This is a genomic window from Clostridium chromiireducens (assembly GCF_003575225.1).
In the GTDB taxonomy this organism is placed as follows: Bacteria; Bacillota; Clostridia; order Clostridiales; family Clostridiaceae; genus Clostridium; species Clostridium chromiireducens.
The window spans coordinates 103,505-119,483 of sequence record NZ_QXDJ01000003.1 but is presented as its reverse complement, the minus strand read 5'-3'; the positions used below and the strand labels follow the sequence as shown (position 1 = coordinate 119,483).

Below are 15,979 nucleotides of genomic sequence, written 5' to 3'. Positions count from 1 at the left end.
CTCCCTATGTAGTTTGTTTTCTCCAAGGCATACAAATTTTTTCAAATAATATTACTATAAAGTAACTTAAAATACCCATTAAAGCACTTGTAACTACTGATGCCCAGAACACATCTTTTGTGCCTGAATATAAAGAATACAAAAGTTTCACTCCAATTCCACCGCTTGAACCTAGCATATCTACTAAAATTGATGCTGTTATTGACATTGGAGCCGCTATTTTTAAACCTGCAAATAAATATGGCATCGAATAAGGAATCATAAGCTTATAGTAAATACTTTTCTTTCTCGCAGCGTATGAATATAGCAATTCTTTTTTATCACTTTCTACACTATTTAGTCCGCTCAGCATATTTACTGAAACTGGGAAAAAAGTAATATATGCAGCAATCACTATTCTAGAAAGATTCATGTCTCTAACTAATGTAAAGATAATAGGAGCTAATCCTAATACTGGTATCATTTGTGATACTATTAAATAAGGTAGTGATATTTTTTCTGCTATTTTTGATAAACTCATAATTATTGCTAAAATAAAGCCTATTGCTGCTCCAAGCGCAAATCCAAATACGGCTCTTGAAAAAGTAAGTCCTGCTGCACTTATTAAATCTGTAAAATTTACTGCGATTGATATAAGGACACTATGGGGATAAGGCAGTTTTGCTGCTGCCATTGGGTCATGAATAACTTGTTCTAGAAAGAAAGCTGCTAATTCCCAAACTATAAAAATACTAATAGCCCAAACTAAGTTAACTGTATATTTTTCTTTCCTGCTAATCATCATCATACCCCCTCAAAGCTATTTCTGATTTTTGTTATATAATCATAAAATTGTTTTGACTGTTTTGACTCCATATTTCTTGGTCTTGGTATATCAATATCAATTACAGCAGAAACTCGTCCTGGATGCGGTGATAAAACTACAACTTTATCTGATAAAAATACTGCCTCCGAAATATTATGAGTTACAAAAACTACTGTCTTTTTAGTCTTTGTCCATATTTCGAGAAGATCCTCATGAAGTTTTTCACGGGTGAATTCATCTAAAGCTGAGAATGGTTCATCCATAAGAAGTATCTCTGGATTGATTGCCAGTGCTCTTGCTATTCCGACTCTTTGCTGCATACCTCCACTTAATTCATAAGGATAATGCTTACCAAAGTTAGTAAGTCCAACTAGGTCAAGCATTTCTGTAACTTTCGCAGTACGATCCTGCTTTTTCATTCCTAGTAGTTCCATTGGCATACAAACATTTCTTCTTACTGTTCTCCAATCATATAGAACTGGATTTTGAAATACGATACCATATTTCTTCTGAAGCCTTATTTCTCTTGGACTCTGTCCTCGAACAGTTACTTTTCCTGAAGAAGGCTGCAATAGATCAGCTATAATACGAAGTAATGTTGTCTTTCCACAACCCGAAGGACCTAGTAATGAAATAAATTCTCCTTCTTTAATTTCTAAATTAACATTTTTAAGTGCTGTTACTGGTTCTCCTCCATTCTTATCTTGGTAAACCATGCTCAAATCTTCGATTTTAATTTCAACTTTATCTTCTCTTGGCTTAAAAACATTTCTATTTTCAAATTGTGTATCTATTTCATTTAACATACTCATTGATTTACGCCTCCTTTTAAACAAAAAACGGTACAAAACTATTTGTTTTGCACCGTTGCAATTATTATATATTTACCATAATCTACTGTATATAGTTAATAAGTCTTCCTTTGTAACATCTTTTATAGTATTTGATGGACTTCCACTATTTATAGCATCCTGTGCCATCTTATCTACTAGTTTATCGAAATCTTCTTTATTAATTCCATACTCTTTTAGAGTAGGAATCTCACATATCTTACATAATGCTGTTAATTTTTCTAGGAATGCTTCCGCAGCTTCCTTATCACATTTATTCTCATCTGCTGCATTAATAGCCCTTCCTATTGTACCAAAACGTTCATAGCTTCCATCTAAAACATAAGATAAACATTCCTTTATGAGCATAGCATTTGAGATTCCATGAGCAACATGAAAATTAGCTCCAATTGGTCTGCTCATCCCGTGAACTAAGGTCACTGAAGAGTTATTTATGCATACTCCAGCTTCATATGCTGCTATGGCCATTTCTTCTCTTGCCTTTTTATCTTCACCATTTTTATATACTAATGGTAAATATTTAAAAATTCTTTTAATTGCAGATAACGCGAAGGTATCTGTTAGTGAATTAGCTTTTCTTGATGTATAAGCCTCAACTGCATGAGTTAATGCATCCATCCCTGTTGCCGCTGTTACACTTTTAGGTGCTGTCATTGAGAATTTTGAATCAATCACTGCCAAATCTGGTAGTAATGCTTCCCCCTTTAGAAGCATTTTTACATTCTTCTTTGAATCTGTAATAACTGTAAATTTGGTAGCTTCTGAACCTGTCCCTGCTGTAGTCGGAATTAGTACTAATGGTGGAAAATCTCCTTCCAATGTTTTTCCCAAGTAGTCAGATATGGAACCCTCCAATTTTGTCATAGCCGCGATTGCTTTACCGCTATCTAAAGGACTTCCTCCTCCAATAGCAATGCAGAAATCACATTCAGCATTTTTATAAGCTTTTACACCACTCTCAATCATTAAATCAGTTGGCTCTCCAATAATCTCATTAAAAACTTCATAACCTATTCCCCAATTATCTAAACAGTCTGTCAAAACTTTAACTGTCCCCATCTTAGTTACGTTTTTTCCAGATACAATAAATGCTTTCTTTCCAAATGTTTTTATCAAGTTCTCACTTGCTTCTAATGCACAATCTCCAATAATCGTACGTCCTGGTAAACTAAATTCATATGCCATTTTTTCACCTCATCTAGATAAATTGTTTATCGACAATTTCAAGTACTTCATCTAATTTAGCTAACTCTTCTTCTAATTGCTCCTTAGTAATTATTAGTGGAGGCGCAACAAGTATCATATTTTCATGTGTATAAGTCATGAACTTTCTTTCTTTAAGCAAACCTAAAATTTTTCCCATAATCCCTTCTGGATCCTTTCCATATGGAACTAATGGTTCCTTGCTTTCTTTATTCTTTACTAATTCTACTGCTGAAAATAATCCAATATATCGTACATCTCCAACAGATTGGTGAGAAGTTTTCATCTCTTCTAGCTTTTCACCAAGTATTTTGCCAACTTCGTTAACATTTTTTAGTATATCCGCTTCTTCATAATAATTTATACACGCTACACCTGCTGCACAAGCTAAAGGATGTCCACTGTAAGTTAACCCGCAAGATAATAGATTGTCATCAAAGTAAGCAGCTATTTCTTTACTCACTACTACTCCACCAAGTTGAACATATCCACATGTAACACCTTTTGCAAAAGTTACTATATCTGGTTTAACATCAAAATTTTCGAAACCAAACATCTTACCAGTCCTGCCCCATCCTGTCATAACTTCATCACAAATCATTAAGATTTTAAATTCATCACATAAAGCTCTAACTCCAGGAAGATATCCATTTGGTGGAACGATAACTCCATTCGAACCTGTAATAGTCTCTAAAACTATTGCTGCAACGCTTTCTGGTCCTTCATATACTATTTGTTCTCTAAGCTTGGCCAAATAATATTTTGTAGCTGTTTCTTCCGATTCAAATTCTATCGGTTCTCTGTAGATATACGGATCAAAGAATTTTACGAATCCTGGAATACCAGGTTCTAATGCATATCTTCTTGGCTCACCAGTTAAATTACCAGCACCAAATGAAGATCCATGATAACTTCTATAACGGCTAAACACCTTTGTTTTACCTGTAAACATTCTTGCCATCTTTACAGCATTTTCATTTGATTCTGCCCCAGCGTTTGTAAAAAATACCTTTCCCATATTATCAGGCATTAATTCTATAATCTTCTTTGCAAGCTTGGCTCTAGATTCAGCACCATAAGAAGGCCCTACAAAACAATATTTGTCTACTTGTTCTTTTATTGCATCTCCGATTGCTTTATTTCCAAAACCTAAATTCATATTAACAAGTTGTGACGACATATCTGAATATCTATTTCCATCATAATCCCAAAAGTAAATGCCATCAGCTTTTTCAACTGAAATCGGATTTAAATTTCTTTGTTTACTCCAAGATTGTAAATTATATTCTTTTAAAGTACTTCTAATTTCTTCACCATTCATATTTATACACTCCCCAATTCATAATATACTTGTCCAACTAATAAAAAAACGGAACTTATTCATTTGAACAAGCTCCGTTGCTTTTATCTTGATTAAATTCGTTTTTCGTTTAAGTTGTTTTTATTATATACCAGTATTTTTGACTTATCAACGAATAACTGACTAAGTTTAATTGTGCATGTGCACATTTATTATATTTTTAATGTTAGTATATCTTCAATATTCAAGCCCGCCTGAATTATTCCTTTAGAGTCTTTTCTTGAAATAGCCACATACTTATAATACTATTAAATTTAAAATATTTATTTTCATTATTACCACTTTCCTATCTAAAAATTTTATTTATTAAAATAATCCTAAAAAAAGGCTGTGCATTTACAGCCTTTTCAAATTAAACCTAAATTTTCTTTTCTAATAGTAATTTTTCAGCTTCATCAATTTGATTTTCATCAAATACTTTAAAGCCCGCTTTTTTAAGCAGTTCTGTTGCTCTTCCATTACCTTCTATTTTAGTATCTGTAAATTTACCATCATATATATATTTACTTCCACAAGAGGGGCTATCTTGCTTCATTATACAGCATATAACATTATTCTCTTTAGCCAACCGAAGTGCTTCCTTAGCCCCTGCCTCATACTCTTCTGTCACATCTAAGCCTGTACAAGATAATACTTTATTTTCAACTCTTTGGGAGTCTGGCCTTGGTGTAGGTAATCCTCCGAATACTTCCGGGCAAATTGCTATGAGTCTACCTTTCTTTTTCCATTCAATAAATCTTTCATCTAAACAAGGACAATCCACAGCATCATATCTACAATGCCATCCAAATAAACAACCACTTACTAATATCTTTTCCAAATTTCTATCATCACCTTTCCAACTTATTTAACTCAATTAAATTTCATATTAACTAAATAAACACCACGTTGTATTATGATTTAGTAATAATTGATTAAATTAAAAAAGAACTTGTTCTATTGAACAAGCTCCTTTGCTGTATACTCTTACATATTTTAAATTATACATCAATTTTATATATATTTAAGCAAGCATCTGAACAGTTTGATTTGTGCACTTGCATATTAGTCATAAATTATATATAGTTTAACAATTTTACATTACATCTTTAATATAAAATCCTAAATAAAACCTTAACTTTTCCTCTAAGTTTGATGGATTATATCCAGTAATCTTTTCAATCTTTTTTAATTGATTATTAACTGTATTTCTATGAATGTATTGTTTTTCCGCTACAAGGCTCTGACTCCCATTATTTTGTAAATACAAAAAAAGAAAATTAACTAAATCCGTATTATTTTCTTTATCATATTTTTCCAGTTTACCTAATGTTTCATTATAAAATTCTTTCAAAACTTCCTTATCTTTTGCATTTAAAAGCAACTTATGTATATCAAGTTCCTCATAAAATATTACTTCTTTATTCTTCTTTCTAGCCATGCTCATGGCTGTAAAAGCATTATTAAAATTCTCCGCTTGCACTTTAATTCCATCCTTATTTTCGCTTACACCCATATGTATCTTCCACAAAGGCTCATTCCAATTTTTAAAGAAAGTATTTACAAAGTTATTAACATTATAATTACTGTAATTCACCAAAGCTAACACCCAACAATTTTTATATGAGAAAGATATATATAATTCATTAATACTTCTGGCAATTCTTTCCGAATATAATTTTATTCTATTTATATTAAATTCCAATTCTTTATCATCTTTATTTTCAAAGGACATTACTATAAAACAAAAAGTACTGTCTCTTAAATAACCATATCTCTCCATCTGTAAAATCAGTGTTTCTAAATCTCCAGTTTTAAATATAATATTCTTAATTGTTGATGCAATGCTTATTTCAACTTGCTCACTTTGCATAATACGATAACATATGTCTCTTGTTAAATCTACCATTCTTGTTTCCCACGGAATGGTGTAAAGAGGCATTTTTACCTCATTACAATATTCAATAACTTCTTTTGGTATCGATTTAGTATATGGACCAAGATTTATAATAAAGGCACTTGTTCCAACGCTATGCAATTTTTTTGTATATTCTAATAGCCATCCATCACTGCTGTTTAAAATTCCTGATGTAAGCACTACTTCATTTCCATGAAGAAATTCACTGACTTCGTCATTTTCAATGATATGCATCCATTCAACAAGATTATTCAGTCCTTTTTGTCCTGCCAATAGCTTCATTTGATATAGTACAGTTCCATTTCCAAACAATTTACCTACTGTAATTGACACATGTATCACCACCGTTACCTAAAATAAAAATTTTACGTTTATTATACCATAATTTTATGTACTATATTTCTAATAACATATTTAATGTCAATATTTAAATAAATTTATCCATTAGAAGTTATTTCCCTTCCTTTTAGTTTTTTAAGTAAAAGGAAAAAATTATAACTCCTAATGGATATAAATATTAAGATATATTTTTCTACTAGATTAGATTATCCTATAGCGTATCACCACTATCTCTAAACTACATTTGAAAAAATATTTGTTAATTTTAAGTTTTCTACTCTTAATTTTATCTCTTTTTTATCAATAGTATATAAACCTAAAACCTTCATTCTCTCAAAATATTCCGCACCTGAGAAAGTGGGTCTTTCACTCATTTTTCCCTCTTTAATCTTATCATTAGCATATGCGATTATATCTCCGGTTGCGAGTTCCCTTGGCAATTCTAGTAAAGGTCTGTTTTTTAAATGCTGTACTGCGTTATATCCTGCTAAAGTGCCAGTGGTCATAGCTTCAGTATGGCCTACAAAGAAACCTGATTTTTCTCCCCCACAGAATAGATTCTCTATTCCATCTACTTTCATTGAATTACTTCTAGGTGCTGCACCTAAATATCTAATTGAATTACCATTGCTTCCTGCTAGAGGATCAACATAAACAACATTTTCTAATCCCTTAATTTTTCTTAATTTATCTATTGGATAATGAGAAGTCATAAGCTTAATACGTCCAGTATCCAACAAAATAATATTTTCCCCGAACTCTAAAGTTGCATACTGCTGACAAACTTTTTGTTCTAATTTTTCTAAATGTATATCTTCCTTAGGAATTGGAATAACAACAACTCCGTTCTTATCCAGCTGATTTAAAATTTCATCAGATAAAGATTCCCTTGGAAATTCACATGAACCGCTCATAGCACCTTTTATACCACTTGCTCTTTCTCCTATTAAATCCTCTACACCAGCCTTCTTGCTTATGCTTACTCTTGCGCCAAAACTAGGACATCTTAGTGTACACATTACACATCCATTTCCGTACTTTACGCAATTAGGCATTGACCCTGTAGATCCTGTAGTTTCTATAAACACATCTCCGTTTATGATACTCTTATCTGCAAGTATAACAGACTTAATTTTATTTCCATCCATTTCAACGTCTGTGATCCTGCTTTGGAAAAATATCTTTACTCCAGATTTTATAAGATATCTTCTAACAAGAGGTTCAGCCTTTCCTATGTCACATAACCAAGCATGTTTATGTTCTGGAAAATCCATATTTTTATGAATAGCAATGGAATCCATAATATCGATGAAATCTCCAGCTCCTAAATTTATTAACTCTTCTGCAGCAGTAAATCTTCCGTTATTTCTCATAATTCCACCAACATTACCTACCCCAAGTAATAAATCGGTTCTTTCATATAACTCAACATCTGCTCCCTGTTTCACTGCTTCTAATGCTGCTGAGCATCCTGCCCATCCTCCACCTATAATTATTACTTTCATTACAATCCCCTTTAATTATAGTTATCTATTCTATTGTATTCAGTTACTTTATTAAGATGAACATTATCGCTAAAGCTACCTAAAAAGTTAGAAGACATTATTGTTTATTTAAATTGTACTCCATATCCTGAAATCAACAATTTAACCACAGCATTATAGCTCCTAATTCCCTCTTCTTGACCACTTATCTTTAATAATTTATCATATGTTTCATTGTGTATCTTTGAAATTTTCCCCCTATATTTATCCCAATATAAAGCATCATTTTTCAATTCTTTTTTTACATTATCTGAAAGCTCACTATTAATTTTTTTAAATGATTCTAAATCAAAATCGTATAGATCCCCCATACAATAAGAATAAGCCATTAAATACCCACTATATTGATACTCAAAACTTTCTGAGTTAATACAGGCTAAAAAGCTTATGTAATTTGCTTCATACTCGTTATTAAAGCCTTTTATATGACTTAATTCATGGCAGATTGTACTTGGAATATTCGATTCCGGCATTTCATTATTGTAATTCGCCTCAAGAGTAAAATCTGTTTCTCCCATCAATAATTGATAAGACATTACCTTTGAAAATATATACGGTTTGGGGTTGGGATAAAACCCTCTCAAGCTCGGGTACGTTCTCCCCAAATTTTTCATGCTGTTTATGCCTTCTTCCTTAACATTTGAATCTATTTTCAAGAATCCATTCCCATCTTTACTTACTTTGTTATCTAACACATTTAGATTATCTTTAAGATAATTGCAAAGTTCAATAAGTTTATCTTCTGACTTAACTTCTACATTTAAACCTGTTAATAAAACAAAATCTGATTTAAATGAATTGACTCCTAAAGTTGCCACATTTAAAAATGTAAATATTGATACATATATAAGAAAATTAGTAGTAGATCTTATGAGAAATATCCTTAAGGAGATTTTTTTATTAATCCCTAAATATATATACATTAATATTCTAGCAAAAATAAATATGGCAAAACCATATAATATTAACTCATAAACTGAAAATGGAATTAAAGAAATTCCTCTCGAAATACTATTTATTAAAGTTAAATAAATGTATTTATAATATAAATCTGCGAATCCGTTTATGTAACATGACATAATGAATAAAAGACCGCTAATGCCCAAAAGGACACTGCTAATTATTAGCTTTTTTTTACTTGATAGGTTCTTTTTTCTTTTCTGTATATCACCCATTATATTTTTTACCTTTCATTTAAAATTACTCCCATTTAATTCAAATTTCTTTTCTTATAATAATTATAGTTGTATTGACTGTGTATTCCAATATTATATTTTGATTTTATTACAAACTATAAAAGCACCTACAGGATAGATATATGAATCTACCTGTAAGTGCTTTTATTATTGCCTAAATTTCAGGCTCACATGGATATATATAATTGCCAATTGTACGAACTCTTAATTCACATGGATCAAATTCCTCTTTATCTGGAAGTACGAACACTAATTTACGTTCGATTGTACCACAGTAATCGTGATCACATTGGTTTTCATGTTTTTTGTCTACAACTGTAGTGAATCCTCTAAAAGCAAGTATTCTATTACAATTGTCATATATAATAACTGCAATAGCTACTTTTTTTCCAGGACATACATTGTCTACTTTTACCCTTACTGTTAATAATTTTGTACCATGTCTTTCTATATCTGCAGTTTCTGCGTTTATAGAACTACACAATTCACATGAGCATTTAGTACACTTAGCAAATTTATCATATTTACCCATTTTACACAACTCCTCTTTTCAAATAAATTTAAAAAAGACACAACCTTTGTTAATTTAGTTTGGTCATTTGTAATTTTTATAAATACATATTATCAACGCAAAGTTTTTGGCTGATATATGTTCTTTTAATCCTAATTAATTAGTGTCCTTATTAAAATTTAAATGATAGATTTGTTGTTTTGATTTTTTGTTTGTTTTATTCTACAATTCTAATATATTCTATATTAAATATTTTTGTGAACAAAAATAACATTTATATACATAGTTTGTTATCTAATAACATTTTATTTATATAACATAAACAGTGTTAATATTATGGTTATTCACCAAAACTAAGCATAAACTTATTTATAGTGTTAAATATTTTAATTTGCTCTCCTAACTTATTTTGCTATATTTTAAATATGATTTTCTTTATTATTATCAATTAGCCGCAAAACTAAATTTAATATATTTTCTGCTTTCATCATGCCATAATCCGTATTACTAATTATATCTACCGGGATTCTTTTTTCCATGCAGATTTTCTTTAACTTGTCATGTAAGTATCTAATTTGGGGTCCTAAAAGAACTGCATCAGCATCATTTAAATACTTTTCAAATCCATTTTCAGGGTAAGCCTCTACTGATAACTCTATATGCATTTTCCTTGCTGCTTCCCTCATTCTTGTCGCCAAAATACTTGATGATATACCCGCTCCACAAAATAGTATAATTTTAACCATATATATTAAGCCTCCATAAATATATTTATTATTCTTTTTATATAACTTTATTAAGCAATTATGTAATTCTCTATAATTCGCTATGTATATTTATCTAAAAGTTGATTTCATAAATATTTTTATCCATTTAAATCGTTAACATTTTACTATATGTGTTTATATATAAAATTAATTTTGATTAAAGCTAGTTCAATTTTCAATTTATAATATCAATCTCGTTATTAGATTCCTATAATATAATTCTATATTATATGTAACTTTTGTCAAATATTATAATAGATAAAATTAATTTAATTTTATGAGATATAATTCAATATATGACAGTAATTTTACAATATCATATTTTATAGTACATAATATATTTATAGAAATTTTAATATTTTAAAATATCCTTATTCATATATAATACTATTTCTGACTGCATGGAAAATAGTTGTGATATAATACTGATATTACTGTTTTTTATAGGGGGACAAAATGATAGGGACATTACTTTTAAACAGATATGAAATAATAGAAAAAATCGGCGAAGGCGGTATGGGAATTGTATATAAAGCTAAGTGTTCAATATTAAACAGATTAGTTGCTATAAAAATTTTAAAGTTTGAACTAAGTATGGATGAAAATTTTATTAATAGGTTCAAAAGAGAAGCTAATTCCATTGCCAGCCTATCACATCCAAATATCGTAAATATATATGATGTTGGGTCAGAAAATAATATTAATTTTATTGTTATGGAATATGTTAATGGGGGTACATTAAAATCGGTAATAAAAAAAGATTTTAAATTAAGTATAAAACAAACTTTGGATATAGCATCTCAAATTGCAAAAGCATTGGAATATGCTCATAAAAATAAAATAGTCCACAGAGATATTAAACCTGATAACATCCTAGTAAGTGAGGATAATATTGTTAAGTTAACTGATTTTGGAATTGCAAAGGTTGCAGATTCCGCGACTCTAACTAATTCAAATAAAGTTATTGGCTCTGTTCATTATTTTTCACCTGAACAAGCCAAAGGAAAATTTGTAGATTTTAGAACTGATATATACGCCCTGGGTATTGTAATGTATGAAATGTTAACTGGGCAAGTACCTTTTAACGGCAATACATCAATTTCTGTTGCAGTGATGCATATTCAAGAGCCAGTAATTCCACCAATAAAAATATCTTGTGATATACCTGAAAATATTAATTTAGTTGTTTTAAAAGCACTTGAAAAAGAACCTGTTAATAGATTTCAATCAACTAGTGAATTTATAAAAATTTTAGATTCAATTAAGGAAAATATGAATATAAAAATTGATTTTGACAATAAGTCTGGCGCAGAAACCATTATAATGACAGAACCAGACTTGTCTAGGTTAAGTAAACAATTTAATTCAACGGTAGTATTAAATCATGAAGAGGTATCAACTATAAAAAAAATATCTGAAATCGAAACAATTTCTGATACCTTGGAAGTTGATAAGACTAAAATTGAATTATCCCCAAAGGGTATTATTATAAAGAATAAACGTATTTTTTTAGCATCTGGATTTATAGCTTTTCTTATTATAGGTTTTTTAGTAAATTACCTATATAACAAACCGTCTTCAAGTCCAGCTAATGAGATAACTTCAACAGATAAAACAATCTCGAAACCAAATATTAGTGAAAAAAAATTGGAAGCTGAAAAACGTAACGTACCCTCACTTGTTGGACAGACTCAAGATATTGCAAAAAGTATAATAGCAAGTAACGAGTTCTCATTAGGAACTGTTACAAGTGACTATAGCGATAATATTCCTAAAGGATTAGTTATCAGCCAATCTCCAAGTGCAGATTCATCTTATGAAAAGAACGGAAAAATAAATTTAGTCATAAGTCAGGGACAAAAAATTCCTCAAATTGAATCTCAAGCTAATAATAGTGCAAATCCTAAAGAAAATGGTAACGGAAAAGCTAAAGGAAAAGAAAAAGGAAAAAAGGATAAAAACTAAAAAATTAGCCTATATCTTAAATTACTTAGTTAATTAAGATATAGGCTCTGTTTTACAAGTCTTTTATTTACTTATATACTATTAATTTATTAATCCTGCTTTAATAAAAATCTAATAGTACTTATTCTTAACCCCTCTTGTAAAACCATAGTCAATAATTACAGGCCGTCCATTAATTAATCCCCAATTACTATTTCTAGCAAAATCACCTAATAGCAAATTGTAATTTTTCTTAATGCACTGTAATTCTTCTAACTCAAAGAGTTCCTTCTTATTTGTAACATTAAAATATTTCCATACATCTGAAATATTATTTATTTTATCTGCTTTCTGCATTATTAAGAATCTAAAATCAGTTGAAACCTGTATAACTTTGGCAAATAGTTCTGAATTATCATATGCAGAAATTTTATATTCATATTTATTTTGTGCAATTCCAGCCTTATTTTTTGCGACCTTGATTACATACTCATTTCCTAAATCAAAAACATCCCTACTAGACCCTGAACCAATATATCTGTAATATCCTCGCATTATATTTAACATAATCTCATCAAATATATTAATCATTTTCAAGCACCTGCTTTGCTTAATCGCTTTATAATCATTTGTGAACTTTCTATATTCAAAATATTCCACATAAAATGAATTTGTTCATGAATATATAATCAAGTTTAAAAATTAAACATATGAATTAATATTTAAATATGCTCGTGACATGCTATAAAATGTCCCTCACTAATCTCTTTGAGATTAGGTTTTTTATTTTTACAGCCATCTTTTGCAAATGTACAGCGATTATAAAATTTGCAGCCTTTGTTTATATTTTCAAATATTATCTCTGATTCTTCTAGATTTCTTGTCTTCCTTCTTAACTTTGGATGACTAACAGGAATAGATTCAAGCAGCATTTTTGTATATGGATGAAGTGGATTTCCAAATAAATCTTTTCCTGAAGCTAACTCAACAATGTTTCCTAAATACATAACTGCAATTCTATCACAGAAGTATTTTACAACCCTTAAGTCATGGGATATAAACAAAAATGTTAATGAATAACGCAATTTCAAATCATTTAATAGATTTATAATCTGTGCCTGAATCGAGACATCTAGTGCTGCCACTGGCTCATCAGCTACTATAAATTTAGGCTGCACTGCTAAAGCCCTTGCAATTCCAATTCTTTGGCGCTGTCCGCCACTGAATTCATGTGGATAACGATTTGCTAATTCTTTATCAATACCACAGATCTCCAAATACTTCTCAGCCATTTTGAATACACCATTACCTTTTGCTAATTTATGTTTTTTAATCCCTTCACCGACTATTTGATAGGCTTTCATTCTTTTATCTAGGCTTGCAAATGGATCTTGAAAAATGATTTGCATATCCTTACGCAATTTAGACATGTCCTTAGGGCTAATTTTATCCTTCTTCTCCATATCAAATAAAGTTTTACCATCAAACTCAACTTTGCCATCATCAACATTTATTAAGTTTAAAATGCTCCTTGCTGTTGTAGTTTTACCACAACCTGATTCACCCACCAAAGCAAAACTTTCACCTTTTTGTATCGTAAAAGAAACGTCGTCAACGGCATTTAAAACTAACTTTTCTTTTCCAAGTAAAGTTCTTTCAAGTACATATTTTTTCTTGAGATGCTCTACCTTTAAAATAATATCATTCAATATTTACCTCCTCCTTCTCATATAACCAACATGCTACTTTATGATTACCTCCAATATTAAATAATTGGGGTTTTTCATTTGAACACCTCTCACAAAATTTTTCGCTACACCTTGTACTAAAGCTGCAACCTGATGGCATATTTGAGAAAGATGGCACCATTCCTTTAATGCTTGAAAGCGGCTTTCCGCATTCACCTTTGCTTGGCTGAGAGTCCATTAACCCACGAGTATAAGGATGTTTAGGATTATCAAATAATTCAAAGATATCACTTTGTTCTACAATTTTACCACCATACATCACCATTACCTCATCACATACTTCAGCTACTACAGATAAGTCATGAGTAATAAAAATAATAGATGTTTTGACCTCTTTATTTAAATTTTTGAGTAAGAAAAGTATTTGTGCCTGTATTGTAACATCTAGAGCGGTTGTAGGTTCATCTGCAATTAGTATTTCTGGTTCACAGCTTAGAGCCATTGCTATATTCACTCTTTGTCTCATCCCACCACTTAAATTATGGGGGTAAAGTTCATAGACTTTTTCTGAATTAGTGATGCGAACTATTTTAAGTAGTTCTATGGCCTTATCTTTAAGCTGTTTTCCTCTAAGATGTTTATGTATTTTTAATGGCTCTTCTACTTGTCTTCCAATTTTGAACAAAGGGTTTAATGATGTCATAGGCTCTTGAAATATCATTGCAACGTCATTCCCTCGAAGATTTTCAAGTTCAGCCTCTTTAAACTTGACTAAATCATTCTTGTTAAATAGGATTGCGCCTTGTTCTATTTTACTTATTTTCCCAGGCAATAATTGCATAATAGATAGCGCTAAAGTACTTTTTCCGCAACCAGACTCTCCAATAATCCCAAGTATCTTACCTTTTTCAAGAGTAAAACTCACATCATCTACTGCAATTATTTTTCCATTATCATCACTAAAACTAACTGATAAGTTTTTTACCATGAGAATTTTATCCTCCATAGAATTGCACCTCCTAAATCTTCATTTTGGGATCAAGAGTATCCCTTAGGCCATCTCCTACAAAATTGATTGATAAGACCGACAAAAATACCAACAATCCTGCTGGAATCCACAGCCACCACTCATATTGCAGCACCCTCATACTTTGAGCCGCTGATAAAATATTTCCCCAACTAGGCTGTGGCTGTCTTACTCCTAGTCCTAAAAAACTTAAACCAGCTTCCATTAGAATGCCCTGCGCAACACTTAATGTAGCATTAACAATTACAGGTGATAATGTATTCGGAAGCAGATGCTTAATAATAATTTCTGAATTACTAAGGCCAATAGCGCGCGCAGCTTCAATAAATTCACTTTGCTTAAGAGATAGGATTTCAGCACGTATAATTCTAGCAACTCCAGTCCATTGAAGAAGACCTATTAGTAAAATAACATTCCAAACACTAGGTCCTATTAATGCTGCAATTGAAATAGCTATTACAAAGAACGGGAAACACATTACTGTATCAACTATTCTCATAATTATATTATCAACCCATTTTCCATAATAACCGCTGATGCAGCCAAGAGTAACACCGATTATCAATTGTAAAGCAGTTGCACTAATTGCAACACCCAAAGAGACACGTCCGCCATATAATAATCTCGTAAATATATCTCTTCCAAGTTCATCAGTTCCTAGAATGTGATTAATATTTGGTTGGCTTTCAATATTAGATAAATCTATTGAATCACGATTATAAGTGGATAAGATAGGTGCAAAAAGCGCTATTAAGATGAATATAATCAGAAAAATAGATCCAATCAAAGCTAATCTATTCTTAAAAAATCTTTTCAAAAATATATATTCCACTACCTCTCCTCCTTT

General features: G+C 30.6%; 15 protein-coding genes. 1 reads left to right on the top strand and 14 read right to left on the bottom strand.

Translation table 11 applies throughout. From position 1 onward, the window contains the following. Nucleotides 1–4 precede the first annotated feature (4 nt). The 10 genes from D2A34_RS11810 to D2A34_RS11765 form a co-directional block, all read right to left on the bottom strand. Complete coding sequence (locus D2A34_RS11810) at nucleotides 5–781, bottom strand: ABC transporter permease (RefSeq protein WP_079441289.1); 777 nt, start codon at nucleotides 779–781, stop codon at nucleotides 5–7. 2 nt (nucleotides 782–783) lie between these two features. Further along, on the bottom strand, nucleotides 784–1,617 hold the full coding sequence (locus D2A34_RS11805; protein ID WP_119366731.1) for an ABC transporter ATP-binding protein: 834 nt from the start codon (nucleotides 1,615–1,617) through the stop codon (nucleotides 784–786). Nucleotides 1,618–1,689: 72 nt separating this feature from the next. Next, nucleotides 1,690–2,841, bottom strand: coding sequence for an iron-containing alcohol dehydrogenase (locus D2A34_RS11800; RefSeq protein WP_119366730.1), 1,152 nt, complete (start codon nucleotides 2,839–2,841; stop codon nucleotides 1,690–1,692). A gap of 13 nt (nucleotides 2,842–2,854) precedes the next feature. Next, on the bottom strand, nucleotides 2,855–4,180 hold the full coding sequence (locus D2A34_RS11795) for an aminotransferase class III-fold pyridoxal phosphate-dependent enzyme (RefSeq protein WP_119366729.1): 1,326 nt from the start codon (nucleotides 4,178–4,180) through the stop codon (nucleotides 2,855–2,857). A 397-nt stretch (nucleotides 4,181–4,577) separates the two neighbouring features. Next, nucleotides 4,578–5,039 (bottom strand): 2-thiouracil desulfurase family protein, encoded by a 462-nt coding sequence (locus D2A34_RS11790; RefSeq protein WP_119366728.1) that lies wholly within the window; start codon nucleotides 5,037–5,039, stop codon nucleotides 4,578–4,580. 255 nt (nucleotides 5,040–5,294) lie between these two features. Then, the gene (locus tag D2A34_RS11785; RefSeq protein WP_119366727.1) at nucleotides 5,295–6,449 is read right to left on the bottom strand and encodes a PucR family transcriptional regulator; all 1,155 of its coding nucleotides are present in this window, start codon (nucleotides 6,447–6,449) and stop codon (nucleotides 5,295–5,297) included. 239 nt (nucleotides 6,450–6,688) lie between these two features. After that, nucleotides 6,689–7,960, bottom strand: a complete 1,272-nt coding sequence (locus tag D2A34_RS11780; RefSeq protein ID WP_119366726.1) for an FAD-dependent oxidoreductase — start codon at nucleotides 7,958–7,960, stop codon at nucleotides 6,689–6,691. A gap of 104 nt (nucleotides 7,961–8,064) precedes the next feature. Further along, nucleotides 8,065–9,174 (bottom strand): DUF3810 domain-containing protein, encoded by a 1,110-nt coding sequence (locus D2A34_RS11775; RefSeq protein WP_119366725.1) that lies wholly within the window; start codon nucleotides 9,172–9,174, stop codon nucleotides 8,065–8,067. Nucleotides 9,175–9,349: 175 nt separating this feature from the next. After that, the gene (locus D2A34_RS11770) at nucleotides 9,350–9,727 is read right to left on the bottom strand and encodes a hypothetical protein (protein ID WP_119366724.1); all 378 of its coding nucleotides are present in this window, start codon (nucleotides 9,725–9,727) and stop codon (nucleotides 9,350–9,352) included. A 398-nt stretch (nucleotides 9,728–10,125) separates the two neighbouring features. After that, complete coding sequence (locus tag D2A34_RS11765) at nucleotides 10,126–10,452, bottom strand: PTS sugar transporter subunit IIB (RefSeq protein WP_079442247.1); 327 nt, start codon at nucleotides 10,450–10,452, stop codon at nucleotides 10,126–10,128. A 477-nt stretch (nucleotides 10,453–10,929) separates the two neighbouring features. On the opposite strand from D2A34_RS11765, the gene pknB reads away from it, so the two are divergent. Beyond that, nucleotides 10,930–12,438, top strand: a complete 1,509-nt coding sequence (gene pknB, locus D2A34_RS11760; protein WP_119366723.1) for a Stk1 family PASTA domain-containing Ser/Thr kinase — start codon at nucleotides 10,930–10,932, stop codon at nucleotides 12,436–12,438. Nucleotides 12,439–12,549: 111 nt separating this feature from the next. Here pknB and D2A34_RS11755 read toward each other — a convergent pair whose 3' ends face one another. The 4 genes from D2A34_RS11755 to opp4C form a co-directional block, all read right to left on the bottom strand. Then, nucleotides 12,550–13,008 carry a hypothetical protein gene (locus D2A34_RS11755; RefSeq protein WP_119366722.1) on the bottom strand — a complete coding sequence of 153 codons (459 nt, stop codon included), beginning with the start codon at nucleotides 13,006–13,008 and terminating at the stop codon, nucleotides 12,550–12,552. A gap of 131 nt (nucleotides 13,009–13,139) precedes the next feature. After that, nucleotides 13,140–14,129 carry an ABC transporter ATP-binding protein gene (locus tag D2A34_RS11750; protein WP_341467251.1) on the bottom strand — a complete coding sequence of 330 codons (990 nt, stop codon included), beginning with the start codon at nucleotides 14,127–14,129 and terminating at the stop codon, nucleotides 13,140–13,142. Further along, nucleotides 14,119–15,111 (bottom strand): ABC transporter ATP-binding protein, encoded by a 993-nt coding sequence (locus tag D2A34_RS11745; RefSeq protein ID WP_119366720.1) that lies wholly within the window; start codon nucleotides 15,109–15,111, stop codon nucleotides 14,119–14,121. The genes D2A34_RS11750 and D2A34_RS11745 overlap by 11 nt, the downstream gene beginning before the upstream one ends. A gap of 13 nt (nucleotides 15,112–15,124) precedes the next feature. Then, nucleotides 15,125–15,964, bottom strand: a complete 840-nt coding sequence (gene opp4C / locus D2A34_RS11740) for an oligopeptide ABC transporter permease (protein WP_119366719.1) — start codon at nucleotides 15,962–15,964, stop codon at nucleotides 15,125–15,127. Nucleotides 15,965–15,979 lie beyond the last annotated feature (15 nt).

Bases quoted from the DNA above. Each gene is read 5' to 3' on its own strand.
- D2A34_RS11810 (WP_079441289.1), bottom strand. From the start codon at position 781: ATGATTAGCAGGAAAGAAAAATATACAGTTAACTTAGTTTGGGCTATT.
- D2A34_RS11805 (WP_119366731.1), bottom strand. From the start codon at position 1,617: ATGAGTATGTTAAATGAAATAGATACACAATTTGAAAATAGAAATGTT.
- D2A34_RS11800 (WP_119366730.1), bottom strand. From the start codon at position 2,841: ATGGCATATGAATTTAGTTTACCAGGACGTACGATTATTGGAGATTGT.
- D2A34_RS11795 (WP_119366729.1), bottom strand. From the start codon at position 4,180: ATGAATGGTGAAGAAATTAGAAGTACTTTAAAAGAATATAATTTACAA.
- D2A34_RS11780 (WP_119366726.1), bottom strand. From the start codon at position 7,960: ATGAAAGTAATAATTATAGGTGGAGGATGGGCAGGATGCTCAGCAGCA.
- D2A34_RS11775 (WP_119366725.1), bottom strand. From the start codon at position 9,174: ATGGGTGATATACAGAAAAGAAAAAAGAACCTATCAAGTAAAAAAAAG.
- D2A34_RS11770 (WP_119366724.1), bottom strand. From the start codon at position 9,727: ATGGGTAAATATGATAAATTTGCTAAGTGTACTAAATGCTCATGTGAA.
- D2A34_RS11765 (WP_079442247.1), bottom strand. From the start codon at position 10,452: ATGGTTAAAATTATACTATTTTGTGGAGCGGGTATATCATCAAGTATT.
- pknB (WP_119366723.1), top strand. From the start codon at position 10,930: ATGATAGGGACATTACTTTTAAACAGATATGAAATAATAGAAAAAATC.
- D2A34_RS11755 (WP_119366722.1), bottom strand. From the start codon at position 13,008: ATGATTAATATATTTGATGAGATTATGTTAAATATAATGCGAGGATAT.
- D2A34_RS11745 (WP_119366720.1), bottom strand. From the start codon at position 15,111: ATGGAGGATAAAATTCTCATGGTAAAAAACTTATCAGTTAGTTTTAGT.